Here is a 16,365-nt window from a genome sequence, read left to right as displayed (position 1 = left end):
GCCGGTTCAACGGATAAGGCCCCCGCAGCTTCCCCCCTGGCTGCGGGGGCTTTCCGTTTGATGGGGGCCACGTTAAGGTCACCTTGCTGGCAATGCGGAAGGTCGGTCATGCGTATTTTGATCATCGAAGACGACCAAGAGGCCTCGGCCTATCTGGCCAAGGGACTGAAAGAGGCCGGCCATACCGTCGATCAGGCCCATAACGGCAACGATGGCCTGTTCCTGGCCACCACCGAACGCTATGATTCCATGATCGTCGACCGCATGCTGCCCGGTGTCGATGGCCTGACCATCGTCCAGACCATCCGCGGCGCCGGCAACACCACGCCGGTGCTGATCCTGTCGGCCTTGGGTAAGGTCGATGACCGGGTCAAGGGATTGAAGGCCGGCGGCGACGATTATCTGGTCAAGCCCTACGCCTTCGCCGAACTTCTGGCCCGTATCGAGGCCCTGGGCCGGCGCACCAGCGCCAGCCAGCCGGAAACCCGGCTCAAGGTGGAAGACCTGGAGATGGATTTGCTGGCCCGCACCGTCACCCGGTCGGGCCGCGACATCGATCTGCAACCGCGTGAATTCCGCCTGCTGGAATATCTGCTGCGCCATGCCGGCCAGGTGGTCACCCGCACCATGCTGCTGGAAAACGTGTGGGAATATCATTTCGACCCCCAGACCAACCTGATCGACGTCCATATCAGCCGTTTGCGGCAGAAGGTGGACAAGGATTTCGACCAGGCCCTGATCCATACCGTTCGCGGCGCCGGATACACCCTTCGTGCCGCCCGTTAATCTGCAATTGCCGCCCTTGCTGCGGGCCACCACCTTTCGTCTGGCCTTGTCCTATCTGGGCATCTTCACCGTCTCGGCAGTGGCCTTGCTGGCGCTGGTATCGTGGAGCACCTCGGTGTTCATCGAATGGCAGGTGCAAGAGACCGTCGAGGCCGAGGCCACCGGCCTGTCCGAGCAATACCGCGAACGCGGCATCCGTGGCCTAGCCGAGGTCATCGCCGGACGCGCCGGCCAGGATCTCGACCGCCGCGCCGTCTATCTTTTGTCGGGACCGGGTGGCGTGCGCATCGCCGGCAATCTGTACGGCTGGCCGGCGGAAAGCATCGATTCCGCCGGCTGGATCCGCTTTTCCATCGAACGCATGGGCTCCGAGACCTTCGGCACCGAGGTGCTGGGCCGCACCTATGTCTTGCCCGACGACCATCAATTGCTAGTGGGCCGCTCGCTGCACGAAGCCAAAAGGGTCAAGCTGGCCATCAACCGCGCCCTGGGCTGGGGGCTGGCCCTGACCATCTTGCTGGGCATCATCGGCGGCTATTTCACCAGCCGCCACCTGCTGCAACGGGTCGAGGCCATGAACCGCACAGCCAAGCGCATCATCGGCGGCGACATGAAAAGCCGCATGCATCTGACCGGGGCGCGGGACGAGTTCGACCAACTGGCCGCCGGTTTCAACGAGATGATGGACGAAATCGAGCGGCTGGTGGAAAGCATCCGCACCGTCACCGACAACGTCGCCCACGATCTGCGTACACCGCTCAACCGGCTGCGCTCGCGCATCGACGTGGCGCTATTGTCGGACGAAGACCCGGCCAGCCTACGCCGCACGCTCGAGGAAACCCTGGCCGAGGCCGACGAGATCCTGGCCACCTTCAACGCCATCCTGACCATCTCCAGCGCCGAATCAGGGCAGCGCCTGCACAGTTTCGAGCCGCTCGACCCGGCCCGGCTGGCCGAGGACATCGCCGAATTGTACGAGCCCCTGGCCGAGGAAAAAGGCATCGCCCTGACCTGCCACACCCAAGGCGGTGCCTCGGTGGATGGCGACCGCCACCTGCTGTTCCAGGCCTTGGCCAACATGGTCGACAACGCCGTCAAATACACCCCCGCCGGTGGCAGGGTTGCGGTCAGCGTCACCCGCCAGGATGGCGACGTCACCATCGCCGTGGCCGATTCCGGCCCCGGCATCGCCGCCGACCAGCGCGCCCGCGTGCTGGAACGCTTCGTCCGCCTGGATGCCACCCGCTCGACCCCCGGCAACGGCTTGGGCCTGTCGCTGGTCAACGCCGTCGCCCGCCTGCATGGCGCCACGCTGGACATGGAGGACAATGCCCCCGGCCTGATCCTCAGCCTGCATTTCACCGCCAAGGCATAGGACATTGCCCTGAAAGGGCATAGGACATTGCCCTAAGCGCCATCTCGACGCACAATGCGGGCAGACAGCCGGTCGGAGACGAAAGATGGCTTGGCGGCGCCTGAAGGCGGCGTGGGCGGCCCTGACCGCCCCGGCGGAAACGGGACGGACGGAACCGGGGCGTCACCTGGACACCCTGCTCACGCTGGTGCCAGCGGTGATCTACGTCCGCTCGTGCGATGCCAAATCCACCCTCAGCTATGTCAGCGGCAACGTTCAGGCGCTGCTGGGCTACAGCGCCGACGAAATCCTGCAAACGCCGCGCTTTTGGATCGACCATATCCACGCCGACGACCGCGACCGCTGCCTGGGCAGCCTGGACTCGCTGCCGCAAATGGGCATGCTGGAAATGGAGTACCGCCTGCGGGCCAAGGATGGGTCGTGGCGGTGGCTCCGCGACGAATGCCGCATCGTCCCCGGCCTTGACGGCCAGGGCCGCGAGGTCGTCGGTTCGTGTATCGACGTCACCGGTCGCCACCGGTCCGAACAGGCCCTGGCCCGCAGCGAAGCCGAGTTGCGCGCGGCACAGATCCGCCTGATGGATGCGCTGGAAAGCAGCGACGACGCCTTTTCCGTCTTCGACGCCCATGACCGGCTGGTCGCCTTCAACAGCCGCTATTGCGCCACCTATCCCACCATCGCCGACATCATCCGTCCCGGCGTCAGTTTCACCGAATTGCTGCGGGTCAGCGCCCGCCGCGGCCAATATGCCGGCATCACCGCCGAGCACGCCGACCAATGGGTCGATGAGCGGCTGGAGCGACACAGCCATCCCGGCGGCGTGTTCGAACAATTGCTGGGCGACGGTCGCTGGCTGGAAATCGTCGAACGCCCCACCGCCGAAGGTGGACGCGTCGCCATCCGCCGCGACATCACCCAGCGCAAGACCATCGAAGCAGCCATCCGCGACGAATTACAGTTCAAGCAAAGCCTGATCGACGCGCTGCCCTTCCCGGTCTTCTATAAAAATACCGATCTGATCTATGTGGGTTGCAACGGCGCCTTTTGCGACGCCTTGGGCAAAAGCACCGGCGATATCATCGGCAAGACCCTGACGGAAACCTATAGCGCCGAAAAAGCCGCCGAATTCAGGGACCGCGACCAGGAATTGCTGGCCCAAGGCGGTATCCAGAACTATGAGACCACCTTTCGTTGGGGCGACGGCTCGTTGCGCCAGATCGCCATCGTCAAGGCCACCTTCAACGACCCCGATGGCAAGGTCGCCGGCCTGATCGGCACCATCATCGACCTGACGCCGCAAAAGCGGGCGGAAGAACAGATGGTGCAAAATGCCCGTCTGGCCACTTTGGGCCAGATTGCCTCGGAAATCGCCCACGAGATGAATCAGCCGCTGTCGATCATGCGCATGACGGCGGAAAATACTCTGGAGCGGCTGAAGCAAGGGGAGGTTGCGGCCGACATCGTCGCCGGCAAGCTGGCCATCATGGTCGAGCAGACCGGACGCATGGGCGAAATGATCGCCCATTTGCGCTCGTTCGCCCGCATCGAAGAAAACGAACGCCAGCCCGTCGCCCCCCTGCCCATCATCAAATCGGCCCTGGCCCTGACGCGCCTGCGCTTCCAGCTCGACGACATCGCCCTGTCCATTCAACTGCCGGAAAGCTGTCCCGATCTGATCGGTCGCGGCAACCAGTTGGAACAGGTGGTGGTGGCGCTGTTGACCAATGCCCGCGATGCCGTCTGTGCCCACCATAAACCGGGAAAACGACGCATTTCCCTGAGCCTGGAACAACGGGGCGACGATCTGATCTTGTCGGTAGAGGACAATGGCGGCGGTATCCCCGACGATTTGTGGTCGCGGGTGTTCACGCCGTTCTTCACCACCAAGGCCGAGGGCGCCGGCACCGGGTTGGGACTGTCGATCAGCGCCAATATCGTCGCCGCCATGGGCGGACGCATCAGCGGCCGCAACCACGGTGACGGTGCCCTCTTCCAGGTGATCTGGCCTTGCGGCGGCGGCCCCGTCCCCACCGCCCAAAGCCCATCAAAAGCAGCGATGGAACCAGCACGCCGCCAACGCATTCTGGTCGTCGACGACGAACCGCTGGCGGTGGATTGCATCACCGATTTCCTCACCGCCCGCGATTATGATGTGGTCGCAGCCATATCACCGCTGGACGCGCTGAACATGGCCGCCGACACCACCTTTGATCTGGTGCTGACCGACCAGCGCATGCCGGGCATGGACGGCAACGTCCTGATCGAAAGACTGCGCACCATCCGCCCCGATCTGCCGGCCATCATGATGTCGGGCGGGTCCATGCCCATGCCGTCCGTCGGCAAGGGGCCGACCGCCCAATTGCCGAAACCGCTGGTGCTCGATCAATTGGGACGGAAAATCGCGCAATTGCTATCCGCCCAAGACGCCGAGGCGACACCGCCCCCCCCGCCTCCGGCGGCGGAAGCCCCGCCATTGGCCCTGGCCGCAACCAGCCCAGCCCAGCGCCTGTGGCTGATGGGGGAACTGACCGCCACCTTGGCCCACGATTTCGGCCAGCCCATCAACATCATTCGCCTGAACGCCGAAAACGCCCTGGACAATCTGGCGGAAAAGCGTCTCAGCGACGACCGCCTGCGCCGCGCCTTGACCTCCACCGTCGAACAATGTCAGCGCATGCAGGACTTCGCCCTCCAACTGGTCAGCACCACGCGCCGTCCCGGCCAGCCCCCCTCGCGCATGTCCGCCCTGCCCGCCTTGCGCGCCGCCCTGGCCGCCATTCAGGACCGGGTCCGCATGCAGGCCATCGCCTTCTCCTGGCACGTCACCCCAAAGCTTCCCCCAGTCCTGGGCCATGCCCCACGGCTGCAAAGCGCCTTTGCCCAGATCCTGACCAATGCCTGCGACGCCCTGGCCGCCGAAGCCGTCAGCCGTCACGCCGCCAATCCGCCCTGGCGGCCCCGTCTCAGCGTGTCGTGCCGCGTCGATAGCGACAATCGCGGCATCATCGTCATGATCGCCGATAACGGCCCCGGCATCCCCCAATCGGTGCAAGACGGCTTGCGCGACGGCAGCATCCGCAGCCTGGGTCTGCCCATCGCCGCCGGCATCGTCGCCGAAATGGGCGGCACCTTGGATATCGAGTGCGGCGGCGGCAGTAAAGTCACCATCCGTCTGCCGACGCCGCCGCGCCGTCTGTTCCTGGCCGCCGCCGCCGTCCCCTTGGCGCCGCGACTGGCCGCCCTGGGATGGGTGGCCGCGGCTTTTCCCGATAAGGCCGACGCGGTTTTGCTGGCAGGCGATTGGCCCGTGGTACAGGCGGCATTGCCGGTGCTGAGCGCCACCGTCGCCGACTTGCCGGTCTTGGTCATGGCCGCCGCCGACGAGACCCTGGCCCGCCAAGCCGTGGCCGCCGGCGCCATGATGGTGATCGCCCCGGACACGCCGCCGGAAGAGATCGCCGCCTGCTTGAATGAATGCATTCAAGATACCGGTTTCAATTAACTTTTTCTTGCGCGTCTCCGCCCAAAGACGTAACACAGAAGGGTGGGAGAGGAAACGCCATGCGCATAATTCTTGCCGATGATCATGTCATGTTGCGTGAGGGGCTACGCCCCTTTGTCGAGAGAATTGCGCCCGGTACAATCATCCAGGAGGCAGGGTCATTCACCGAAGCCCTGGCCCAGATCGAGGTAGATCCGTCGGTGGATTTGCTGATCCTGGACATCAAGATGCCGGGAATGAACGGTTTTCAGGGGCTGTCGACCATCAAGACGCGCTTTCCCGCTATCCGCTGCGTCATCCTGTCCTCCATGGCTGACCGCGACCACGTGCTGGAAGCCATGCGTTTGGGCGCCGACGGCTTCATCCCCAAGCACCTTTCCGGCGGCGCCATGGTGTCGGCCCTGCAACTGGTGCTGTCGGGCGAACGCTTCATCCCGTCCATGCTGATGGACAGCGCCAACAATCAGATCAGCGGCGCCAGCGACCGCTCACCCTCGGGCGACCTGCTGGGGCGACTGACCCCGCGCGAACGCGATATCCTGCATCTTCTGCGCGAGGGTTTGCCCAACAAGGTCATCGCCGCCCGCCTGGATGTCAGCGAAGTGACGGTGAAGTCGCATTTGGGTAATATGTTCCGCAAACTTGGCGTGCAGAACCGCCTGCAAGCCATGCGCATGCTGGTTGATACGGAATCACTGTAATATCCACCCATTGATGTTTTCACCGCCCTAGACCCATGGCATAGTGGTTGTTCAGGGGGGAGAACATTCCATGCTGTCGCGCGCCTTTGTCCACGACGCCAATCAATGTCTGCATGTTATTCGTCTGGCGGCGGAATCGCTGTCGTTGGACGACAAGGATGGGCGATTGACGCCGGAGCGTCTGCGCAAGCGGGTCGATACCATCCTGGGTCAGGTGGATCATCTGACCGCCCTGATCGGCGGCGCCGCCGTTCCCCGCACGCCGGTGCAGCCGCAACAGCCGGAACTTCAGGAGCATTCACAGGCCCCGCTGATCCTGTTGGTCGATGACGAGGTCCTGGCCGCGCTGATGCTGGCCGATCACCTGCAACAGCAGGGCTATGCCGTCGATGTCGCCCATGATGGTCAGGAGGCCTTCGATCTGTGCCACCAGCATGTTTATGACGCCGTGGTCACCGACATCCGCATGCCGCGCATGGACGGCATGGAACTGATCCGCCGCCTGTATGACCTGCAACCGGGCACCCCGGTGATCGTCGCCAGCGGCCACGTCCGCAGCGGCCACGCCGAAAACTTTCCCGACAGTGTCGCGCAGGTGATCGGCAAGCCGTTTTCCCCCACCCAGATCAGCGAGGCCCTGACCAAGCTGGCCATTTTGCCGGGGACTGGACAATGACCCAGATGGAAATCCTGCTGGCCGACGATCATGCCATGGTGCGCGACGGGTTGGTGCCATTCCTGCAACGGGTGACCGACAATGCCAGCGTGCTGGAAGCGGGCAGCTTCGATGAAGCCCTGATCAAGGCCCGCCAGGCCAGCAATCTGGGCCTGACCATCCTGGACCTGAACATGCCCGGCATGGACGGCTTGAACGGCCTGGCCACCATGCGGGCTGAATTCCCCCATGTGCCCGTGGTTATTCTGTCGGGATCGACCCATCCCGCCGATGCCTTTCATTCCATTGAAAGCGGCGCCAACGGTTTCATTCCCAAAACCATGCGCGGTGAAACCATCATCGGCGTGCTGCGTCTGGTCCTGTCGGGAGAAAAATACGTTCCGCCCTTCCTGTTCGACTATCACGAGACCATGAACCGCAAGGAGCCGGAAAATACCGGCAAGAGCGGTCCGCTGGCCGTGTTGTCGGCGCGCGAGATGGAGATTTTGGGGATGATCGTCGATGGCGCCCCCAACAAGGTCATCGCCCGCGCCTTTGAACTGCAGGAAGTCACGGTCAAGGCGCATCTGCGCAACATCTTCCGCAAGATCGCCGTCAGCAACCGCACCGAAGCCGCCCGGGTCGCCATCCTGGCCGGATTGACCGGCAGCGGCGCTAAGGACTGAATTCCAGGCTTATTTCACCGCAAGGCTCGGTCCGAAGCTCGGCCCGCAATTGCTGCGCCAACAGCGTGACCAGACGCAGGTTCAGACAATCCTCGCCCGCGCACAAGCCCGACAGGGCCAAGCGCATCCTGCCCGATTGCTGACCGAGTTCCACCCGCAGCGACCGACCAACGCCATCACCGGCCCGCTTGGCGGCAGCGCTGAAGACTTCATGGACGATCAGGGCGATGGGGACGGCGACGTCGATGGACGGGGCCGCCAATTCCGATGCCGCCTCCAAAATCAACGGCAAGTCCGTCTCGGCGATGTTGGCGGCAGCACAGGCCATGGCATGCAGCGAGCGGATACAGGCGATCAGGTCGATCATAGCGATGCCGTCGCGCACCACCAGGGTATCATGGGCCTGGGCCATGGCCAGAATGCGGCCATGCACCTGCTCGAACACCGGACCATGGGGCGCGGACTCGAAATACATCATGGCCGACAGGACATGCAGGGTATTGCGGACCCGGTGCTGCAATTCCTGCGCCCAGGCCTGATTGTCGGCCCGTAACTGCACGATATCGGATTTCAACCGCGCCTGATGGGTGATGTCGACAAACAGGGCCAACACACGGCCGGGGCCGGTCATGGCCCGCAATCTGGCTTCGATACGCTGACCACCGTGCAGATCCATCACATGAACCTGATCACGTCCGCCCTGGCGAACCCGGCGGCACAAGGATGCCAAGGCGCCGGAATCGGCGACCGAGAGCACCGTATCGTTCCAATGTCGCGGCGCGCGGCCCTGACGGCCCAGCAACAGCCTGGCCTCGGTGCTGACAAAGCTTAATCGTCCGTCCGCATGGGCGACGATTGCCGCCAGCCCAGCGGTGTCGGCAAAATTCTGCCGACAGCCACCCACGCGCTTTGTCAATCTGAGCAAAAGCCGCCCTCATCAGGAGCCGAAACCGTCCCCCCTGATTAAACCTAAAGTTTGATAAAACAAAACGGGCATCGGGCGGATGGACCAAGCCCTCTTTAGTTCCGAGGAACTATTCGATCAATCCGCGGCGAATGGCATAGGTGGCCAATTCGGCGGAATTATGCAGGTCCAGTTTCTGCATGATCTTGGTGCGGTGGGTTTCCACCGTCTTGATGGCAATGGACAAGGTATCGGCGATCTCGCGGTTTTTCAGCCCTTGGGCGATCAGGCGCAAAACCTCCATCTCGCGCGCGGTCAGCGATGGCACATTGGCCTCGCCGCCGTCCAGGTGTTCGCGCACCAATTCCACGTCCAGGCCCGGCCCCAGATATTGCCGGCCCATGCGCACCGAATTGATGGCCGACATCAACTCCTCGTGCCCCAAACGCTTCAGGGCATACCCATCGGCCCCGGCGGCCAGGGCTTCGGCCACCCGGCGCTCGCAATTGGCGATGGTCAGAATCAACACGCGAATCTGTGGCGCCGCCCGCTTCAGACGGCGCGTCGCCTCGACCCCGTCCAGGCCGGGCATGGACAAATCCATCAAGACGATATCCGGCTTCAGGCTTTTGGCCATGTCGACGGCGCTGCCCCCGTCCTCGGCCTCGCCAATGATCTCGACGTTTTCGGCCTTCAGCAAGGCGGCCAACCCCTGGCGCACGAGTAACTGATCCTCGGCGATCAGGATGCGAATGGGCACGTGGATTCTCCTTTACCCGGTTGCATGATGAACTTGGGGGGCCTGCGACAACATGCACCATTTGCGCGATGAAATCGAGAACCGACATGCAGTTACCGGGGATTGCCCCCCTTGCCGCATGACGCATGTGCACATATTGTGGACATGGCTTATGGTTTGCGGAGATTTTGGGCAATGAAGATCGCCATCGCCAGTTCGGATTTTTGTTCGGTCAGCGGCCATGCCGGGCGCGCCAAGCGCTGGCTGGTGTTCTCTGCCGACGAATCCGGCCAGATCAGCGCGCCTGAACGGATCGAATTGCCCGGCGATCAGGTGTTTCATTACGTCGAGGAAAACGGTCAAGACCACCCTCTGGACGGCATCGATGCCATCATCACCCTGTCGGCGGGGGAAGGTTTCATCAAGCATATGGAAAAGCGCGGCGCCATCGTCGCCCTGACGGCGGAAAAGGACGCCGCCAAGGCAGTCGCCGATTATCTGGCGCAAACCTTGTCCGATCCCAAGCCGCGCCCCATCGGCGCCCTGATCTGCAAGACCCTGGACATCTTTTCCAAGCACAAATAGCCCCGTGCCCTGACGGGTACAGTATTTCTCAGGGGGTTTCGCCCAGCAGTTCCAGCAATTGCGCGATGCGGTGGCGGGTTTGCAGGTTAATCACCGCCTGAGGGGGAAGTCCGGGGCCCGCCGCCTTGACGAAGGCCACCCAGGCATCCCGGTATTTCAGCCAGGCGCGCTGCACCCCACGGATGGCCGCCGGGCTCGGCGCGCCACCGTATTCGCCGAAATCATGGGCCATGACCCGTTTGTAGACCCGGTTCAACTCGGCGTCAGCGTCCGTGTCGGTCGCAGCCGCGGCCAGCCTCATCTGCGACCCGGCCAAGTCGTGCAGATCATCATGCAACCGGCGCCTGACTTCGGCTTCCGCCTCGATGACCAAAGCAGCACGTGCGGTGCCCGACTGGTCGACTTCGTTACCGCGCACGGAGACGAAGTTTTTGGCGGCGGCCAACAGCGCCTCCAATCGGACGGCGGCCTCGCCCTCGCGCCAATGGCGACGGAAGGCTTTGACGTCCTCGGCCTGGGTGGCCTCGTCGAATCGGGCGGCGTGCGCCGCGCACCAGCCCATGTTCAGACCGCTGGTGATATCGTCGCACCAGTGGAATTCAGCCGTCGGCGTCACACCGCGCCGCTGGGTCAATGACAGCACCCGGTAATGAATTTCCATGGGAGCCCCGGTGCCCACGCACGCCAAGGCAACCGCCTTGTCCAGGTCAACCGCCACACCTTTGCCATTGGCATACATGGTCATCAGCATCATGTCGCCGCTGAACATATCGTCCGCTTCCAGCTGGGCGCAGGCAAAGGCGGCCTTGGCATCGACCGGAACGCCGATGCCATAATAAAGCGCCTCGGAACAGCAACCGGCCATGCCACCTTGCTCACGGCGATCCGGCCGCTTGGCATCAGGCAATTCCACCCGACGAAGCTGATCGCAAATCCGCCTGGAGGTCGCGAATTCAGCATGTTGGGCATATTCGGGGTCGTCGGCCCAGTTCCCAGCCTGAGCCGGAGCCGCCAGCGAAAGGGCCAGCGTAACCACCAAAAAGAAACGCATTCCGCCCTCCCTATTGCCGCTGGCGCTCCTGCCACGCTTGCAGGCGACAGCGTTCGGCCACCTCGCGCAACTGCTCCAAAGACAGAAAAACGCCGAACCCCATCAGGTCGTTACGGATCTTGATCAAGATCCAGGCTTCCGATTCGCGCGTCTGCACGCGGGCGAAATCGGCATCAAGCAGCAATTGCACATAGGTTTGCTGACTTTCATCGGTCAGGTCGCTGAACCATTGGGCCAGCAGGTGGTTGCGCCGGGCCCTGATCCAAAACGCCGATTCCTGCCCGGCGATGAAGTTGAACTGGCTGGTGACCCCCTTGGCATCGACCGTGTGGACGAAATCACCCATCCGCGTTTTCCCGCTTATTGTCATTCCATTGGAAAATCTCACCGACCACCATACATTTCAAAGAGAAAATAGAGATCGAAGAGAAACCACTGGATCGGCAATGCGTGTCCTGACCACCGATGTCCTGGTACGAGCCTACACCATGGGATTGTTCCCCATGGCCCGCACCCGCGGCGATTCCAAGCTCTATTGGATCGACCCGGAGGAACGGGGAATCCTGCCGTTGCCAGATTTCCATGTGCCGCGTTCCCTGAAAAAGACCCTGCGGCAAGGCCGTTACCGTATCAGTGTGGACACTGCTTTCCGGGCCGTCATGGAAGGCTGCGCCGAGGCCAAGACCGGGCGCGAGGATACCTGGATCAACGGCCAGATCGTCGACCTGTTTTGCCAGTTGCACGCCATGGGTCTGGCCCATTCGGTGGAAAGCTGGGACGGCGACCGCTTGGTCGGCGGCCTGTACGGCTTGGCCCTGGGCGGCGCCTTTTTTGGTGAAAGCATGTTCAGCCGGGCCACCGACGCCTCCAAGGTGGCCCTGGTCGATCTGGTCGCCCGCCTGAAATTGGGTGGCTTCCTTCTGCTCGACACCCAATTCATCACCGAGCACCTGAGCCGCTTTGGCGCCACCGAGATTCCGCGCCACCACTACAAGCTTCTGCTGGCCGCGGCGCTGAATGAGCCGGCTTTCTTCCTGCCCAATCCGGTTGATTGGTCGGCAGCCTTGGCCCCTGGCCCATAGGTTGCAATGCCCCACGGACCAGAACTGCTTTGGGGGCAAGGATGATTTCCGGCATCGACAACGACAGCGCCGCCATGGCCATGACGATGGCAGCGTCACCCGTGGGGGCCAGCACCGGCGGCACCGGCTTCGACGCGGCATTGCAGGCCGCGCAAAAGGCCCAGGCACGCCAGCAGGCGCATGAAAGCGAGATGGAGTCCATCAAGGACAAGGGCTTTACCGCCTGGGTGCGCGACACCCGTATCGAGAAACTGAAGGAAGAACTGCGCAAGAAGGTCATGGCCGAGATGGGCCTGGACGAAGACTCCCTGGCCAAGATGGAGCCTGTGATCCAAAAAATCCTGGAGCAGAAGATTCAGGAGGAAGTGGAAAAGCAGCTGCAACAGGCGCTGAAGGAAGAGGAAAAGCAGGGTGCGCCGGGCCAATCGGTGGCGCAGCAGGCTGCCGATCAGGCCGGCAAAAATGACCGACGCGGCATTTCCTGCCCGGTTATTCCTGCCCTGGTGGATTCCGGCGGCGTGTCGATTTTCTGAGGCGGGCCGCCCGTCACGGGCGCCTTGATAAAGCAAAAGGGCCGGCTTTCTGATGAAAGCCGGCCCTGCTTCAGGGGACCGAAGAGAGGCTGAGACGGCCCCCTGTTTTCGTTTACGAGCAGCCGGTAGTGCCGCCGCAGGTGTCGCACTTCAGGCAGGTGCCGTTGCGCACCAGGGTGAAGTTGCCGCATTCGGGGCAGGCGTCACCCTCATAGCCCTTCATACGCGCCTTGCGGATTTCCTCGGCCCGGGCGTCGAATTGCTGGATCGCGGTTTCCGGATCGACCGACAAGGCCACCTGGCTGGTAGTGGACATGGTCGCCCCCGAAATGTCCGCCGACAGCGAGGCGGCACTGGCTCCGCCCGACACCACCAGGAATTTGGACCGCACATAGCCGCGCGACGTGACCCGCTCGACCACCGCCGCCGCCTTTTCCAACTGACCTTCCACGTTGCCGCGCCCGACGGTGTCGGGGGTCAGGTCGGCCGGTTCCACATGGGCCAGATCGTTGCGCGACAGGTAGGAAATGGCCAATTCGCGGAAGATGTAATCCAGGATCGAGGTGGCCATCTTGATGGTCTCGTTGCCTTCGACCATGCCTTGCGGCTCGAACCGGGTGAAGGTGAAGGCCTCGACGAATTCCTCCAGCGGCACGCCGTATTGCAGGCCGATGGAGATGGCGATGGCGAAGTTGTTCATCATGGCGCGGAAGGCGGCGCCTTCCTTGTGCATGTCGATGAAGATCTCGCCGACCTTGCCGTCCTCGTATTCACCGGTACGCAGATAAACCTTGTGGCCGCCGACCATGGCCTTTTGCGTATAGCCCTTGCGGCGGTCGGGCAGTTTGCGCCGGGCGGCGGCGATGCGCTCGACGATACGTTCGGCGACGATTTCCGCCCGTGCCGCCAGCGGCGCAGCGGTGACTTCCTCTTCCAAGGCGCCGGCATCGTCCAGCAAAGCCGCCTGCAACGGCTGGCTCAGCTTGGAACCGTCGCGATAGAGCGCATTGGCCTTCAGGCCCAGGCGCCACGACAGCATGTAGGCGTCCTTGCAATCCTCGACGCTGGCCGAGTTGGGCATGTTGATGGTCTTGGAAATGGCGCCCGAGATGAACGGCTGCGCCGCCGCCATCATGTGGATGTGGCTTTCCGCCGACAGGAAGCGCTTGCCGATCTTGCCGCAGGGGCTGGCGCAATCGAACACGGCCAAGTGCTCGGCCTTGAGGAAGGGCGCGCCTTCCAGGGTCATGGCGCCGGTGCAATAGGTGTTGGCGGCGTCGATGTCCGCCTTGCTGAAGCCCAGATGGGCCAGCAGATCGAAGGACAGGTCGTCCAGCTTGGCCGCCGGAATCTTCAGCACATCCGTGCAGAATTCCGCCCCCAGCGTGTACTTGTTGAAGACGAACTTGATGTCGAAGGCCGCTTCCAGCGATTGCTCGACTTTCTCCAGCACCTCGTCGGTGAAGCCCTTCGCCCGCAGCTTGTTGTGGTTGATGCCCGGCGCATCACGCAGCGTGGCATGGCCGACGGCATAGCGGATGATCTCGGCCACGTCGCTTTCGGCATAGCCCAAAGAACGCAGCGCCTCGGGCACCATGCGGTTGATGATCTTGAAATAGCCGCCGCCGGCCAGCTTCTTGAACTTGACCAGGGCGAAGTCGGGCTCGATGCCGGTGGTGTCGCAATCCATCACCAGACCGATGGTGCCGGTGGGCGCGATCACCGTCGCCTGAGCGTTGCGGTAACCGTGCTTTTCCCCCATGGCCAGGGCGCTGTCCCAGGCCAGCCGGGCGGCGGCGACCAGGGAGGAATCCGGGCAATTGTCGGCATCCAGCGGCACCGGGCTGATGTCCAGGCCTTCATAGCCCGAGGTCAGGCCGTAGGCGGCGCGGCGATGGTTGCGGATCACCCGCAGCATATGGGCCGAGTTGGCGCCGTAGCCGGGGAAAGCGCCCAGTTCAGCCGCCATTTCCGCCGAGGTGACATAGGATTCGCCGGTCATCAGGGCGGTGATGGCGCCGGTCAGCGCCCGCCCCTTCTGGCTGTCATAGGGGATGCCGTCGGCCATCAGCAGGCCGCCGATATTGGCGAAGCCCAGGCCGAGGGTACGGAATTCATAGGACAGTTGGGCGATCTTCTCGGACGGGAACTGCGCCATCAGCACGCTGATTTCCAGCACCATGGTCCACAGCCGGCAGGCGTGGCGGAAGCCCTCGATGTCGAAGCTGGCATCGGCACGGCGGAACGACAGCAGGTTCAAGGACGCCAGATTACAGGCGGTGTCGTCCAGGAACATGTATTCCGAGCACGGATTCGAGGCGTTGATGCGACCCGATTCCGGGCAGGTATGCCAATCGTTGATGGTGGTGTCGAACTGGATGCCCGGATCGGCGCAGGCCCAGGCGGCTTCGCCGATGCGTTCCCACAGATCGCGGGCCTTCAGGTTCTTCTTCACCTTGTCGGAATTGCGATGCTTGAGCACCCAATCCTGATCGTCGATGACGGCGTTGAGGAAGGCGTCGGTAACGCGCACGGTGTTATTGGAATTCTGCCCCGACACGGTCAGATAGGCTTCCGAATCCCAGTCGGTGTTGAACACCGGGAACTCGATATCCAGATAACCCTGACGGGCGAACTGGATCATGCGCTGCACGTAGTTTTCCGGGATCATGGCGCCACGGGCGCCGATGATGGCCTTTTTCAGCCGCTTGTTGAGCTTGGGATCGAAACGGGCATCGCTGTCGGCGGCGCCGTCCCATTCCCGCATCGAGGCCATGACCTCGCCCAGGTGCTTTTGCGCCAGCTTGGAGCCGGCGACCAGGGCGGCGACCTTCTGTTCCTCGACCACCTTCCAATTGATGAAGGCTTCGATATCCGGGTGATCGACGTCGACCACCACCATCTTGGCGGCGCGACGGGTGGTGCCGCCCGACTTGATGGCGCCGGCGGCACGGTCGCCGATCTTGAGGAAGCTCATCAGGCCCGACGACTTGCCGCCGCCGGACAGACGCTCGCCCTCGCCCCTGAGCTTGGAGAAATTGGTGCCGGTGCCCGAGCCGTACTTGAACAGGCGGGCTTCACGCACCCACAGATCCATGATGCCGCCTTCGTTGACCAGATCGTCCTCGATGGACTGGATGAAGCAGGCATGGGGCTGCGGATGTTCATAGGACGACTTGGACCGGGTCAGCTTGCCGGTCTTGTGATCCACGTAATAATGGCCCTGGCTGGGGCCGTCGATGCCGTACGCCCAGTGCAGGCCGGTGTTGAACCATTGCGGGCTGTTGGGGGCGCCCATCTGGTTGGCCAGCATGAAGGCCATTTCGTCGCGGAAGGCCAGGGCGTCGTCTTCCGACGAGAAATAGCCGCCCTTCCAGCCCCAATAGGTCCAGGTGCCGGCCAGACGGTCGAACACCTGGGTGGCGCTGGTCTCACCGCTGGTGCGCTGCTCGACCGGCACCGCCTTCAACGCCTCGGCATCGGGCTCGTGGCGCTGCAGCCACTCGGGCACGCCCTTTTCCGCCACCCGCTTCAACCGGGCCGGAATACCGGCCTTGCGGAAATATTTCTGCGCCAGGACATCACAAGCCACCTGCGACCAGCCGGCCGGAACGTCGATATCCTTGGCCTGAAACACAACCGACCCATCGGGGTTGCGGATCTCGCTGGTGGCCTTGCGGAAGTCGATGCCCGCGTAAGCGGACGAACCGGACTTGGTGAAGTGACGCTGGACGCGCATGGATGCCTCTCTGGGTGTCTGTTTGGC

14 protein-coding genes are annotated in these 16,365 nt (G+C 63.1%); 9 read left to right on the top strand and 5 right to left on the bottom strand.

The genetic code is table 11. The features are described from left to right. The first annotated feature begins 108 nt into the window (after window positions 1-108). The 6 genes from MGMSRV2_RS04190 (at window position 109) to MGMSRV2_RS04165 (ending at window position 7,705) form a co-directional block, all read left to right on the top strand. Window positions 109-786 (top strand): response regulator transcription factor, encoded by a 678-nt coding sequence (locus tag MGMSRV2_RS04190; protein WP_024079094.1) that lies wholly within the window; start codon window positions 109-111, stop codon window positions 784-786. After that, window positions 773-2,161 (top strand): sensor histidine kinase, encoded by a 1,389-nt coding sequence (locus MGMSRV2_RS04185; protein WP_024079093.1) that lies wholly within the window; start codon window positions 773-775, stop codon window positions 2,159-2,161. Before MGMSRV2_RS04190 ends, MGMSRV2_RS04185 begins: the two co-directional genes overlap by 14 nt. A gap of 85 nt (window positions 2,162-2,246) precedes the next feature. Continuing rightward, entirely contained in the window at window positions 2,247-5,663 is a 3,417-nt protein-coding gene (locus MGMSRV2_RS04180) for an ATP-binding protein (RefSeq protein ID WP_024079092.1), read from the top strand. A gap of 59 nt (window positions 5,664-5,722) precedes the next feature. Then, window positions 5,723-6,364 carry a response regulator gene (locus MGMSRV2_RS04175; protein WP_024079091.1) on the top strand — a complete coding sequence of 214 codons (642 nt, stop codon included), beginning with the start codon at window positions 5,723-5,725 and terminating at the stop codon, window positions 6,362-6,364. Window positions 6,365-6,434: 70 nt separating this feature from the next. Then, window positions 6,435-7,040 carry a response regulator gene (locus MGMSRV2_RS04170; protein WP_024079090.1) on the top strand — a complete coding sequence of 202 codons (606 nt, stop codon included), beginning with the start codon at window positions 6,435-6,437 and terminating at the stop codon, window positions 7,038-7,040. Further along, complete coding sequence (locus MGMSRV2_RS04165) at window positions 7,037-7,705, top strand: response regulator (protein ID WP_024079089.1); 669 nt, start codon at window positions 7,037-7,039, stop codon at window positions 7,703-7,705. The genes MGMSRV2_RS04170 and MGMSRV2_RS04165 overlap by 4 nt, the downstream gene beginning before the upstream one ends. Here the strand turns inward: MGMSRV2_RS04165 and MGMSRV2_RS04160 are convergent. Together MGMSRV2_RS04160 and MGMSRV2_RS04155 are read right to left on the bottom strand one after the other, a co-directional pair. Next, on the bottom strand, window positions 7,695-8,609 hold the full coding sequence (locus tag MGMSRV2_RS04160; protein WP_024079088.1) for a histidine kinase dimerization/phosphoacceptor domain -containing protein: 915 nt from the start codon (window positions 8,607-8,609) through the stop codon (window positions 7,695-7,697). The genes MGMSRV2_RS04165 and MGMSRV2_RS04160 overlap by 11 nt on opposite strands. 130 nt (window positions 8,610-8,739) lie before the next feature. Beyond that, the gene (locus MGMSRV2_RS04155) at window positions 8,740-9,369 is read right to left on the bottom strand and encodes a response regulator (RefSeq protein ID WP_024079087.1); all 630 of its coding nucleotides are present in this window, start codon (window positions 9,367-9,369) and stop codon (window positions 8,740-8,742) included. 174 nt (window positions 9,370-9,543) lie between these two features. Between MGMSRV2_RS04155 and MGMSRV2_RS04150 the strand changes: the two genes are divergently transcribed. After that, entirely contained in the window at window positions 9,544-9,933 is a 390-nt protein-coding gene (locus MGMSRV2_RS04150) for a NifB/NifX family molybdenum-iron cluster-binding protein (protein ID WP_024079086.1), read from the top strand. 28 nt (window positions 9,934-9,961) lie between these two features. Here MGMSRV2_RS04150 and MGMSRV2_RS04145 read toward each other — a convergent pair whose 3' ends face one another. Continuing rightward, window positions 9,962-10,984: a lysozyme inhibitor LprI family protein gene (locus MGMSRV2_RS04145; RefSeq protein WP_024079085.1), complete on the bottom strand. Its 1,023-nt coding sequence runs from the start codon at window positions 10,982-10,984 to the stop codon at window positions 9,962-9,964. A gap of 10 nt (window positions 10,985-10,994) precedes the next feature. Then, window positions 10,995-11,330, bottom strand: coding sequence for an ATPase inhibitor subunit zeta (locus MGMSRV2_RS04140; protein WP_024079084.1), 336 nt, complete (start codon window positions 11,328-11,330; stop codon window positions 10,995-10,997). Between the two features lie 100 nt (window positions 11,331-11,430). Here MGMSRV2_RS04140 and aat point away from each other — a divergent pair, with 100 nt between their 5' ends. Both aat and MGMSRV2_RS04130 read left to right on the top strand, forming a co-directional pair. After that, entirely contained in the window at window positions 11,431-12,066 is a 636-nt protein-coding gene (gene aat, locus MGMSRV2_RS04135) for a leucyl/phenylalanyl-tRNA--protein transferase (RefSeq protein WP_024079083.1), read from the top strand. Between the two features lie 41 nt (window positions 12,067-12,107). After that, window positions 12,108-12,599, top strand: coding sequence for a hypothetical protein (locus tag MGMSRV2_RS04130; protein ID WP_024079082.1), 492 nt, complete (start codon window positions 12,108-12,110; stop codon window positions 12,597-12,599). 112 nt (window positions 12,600-12,711) lie between these two features. On the opposite strand, the gene MGMSRV2_RS04125 is transcribed toward MGMSRV2_RS04130, so the two are convergent. Next, complete coding sequence (locus tag MGMSRV2_RS04125; RefSeq protein WP_024079081.1) at window positions 12,712-16,338, bottom strand: vitamin B12-dependent ribonucleotide reductase; 3,627 nt, start codon at window positions 16,336-16,338, stop codon at window positions 12,712-12,714. Window positions 16,339-16,365: the final 27 nt, after the last annotated feature.

This window comes from Magnetospirillum gryphiswaldense MSR-1 v2 (assembly GCF_000513295.1).
GTDB lineage: Bacteria > Pseudomonadota > Alphaproteobacteria > Rhodospirillales > Magnetospirillaceae > Magnetospirillum > Magnetospirillum gryphiswaldense.
The sequence above is the reverse complement of the archived record's forward strand: the minus strand, read 5'-3'. Positions and strand labels throughout refer to the sequence as shown.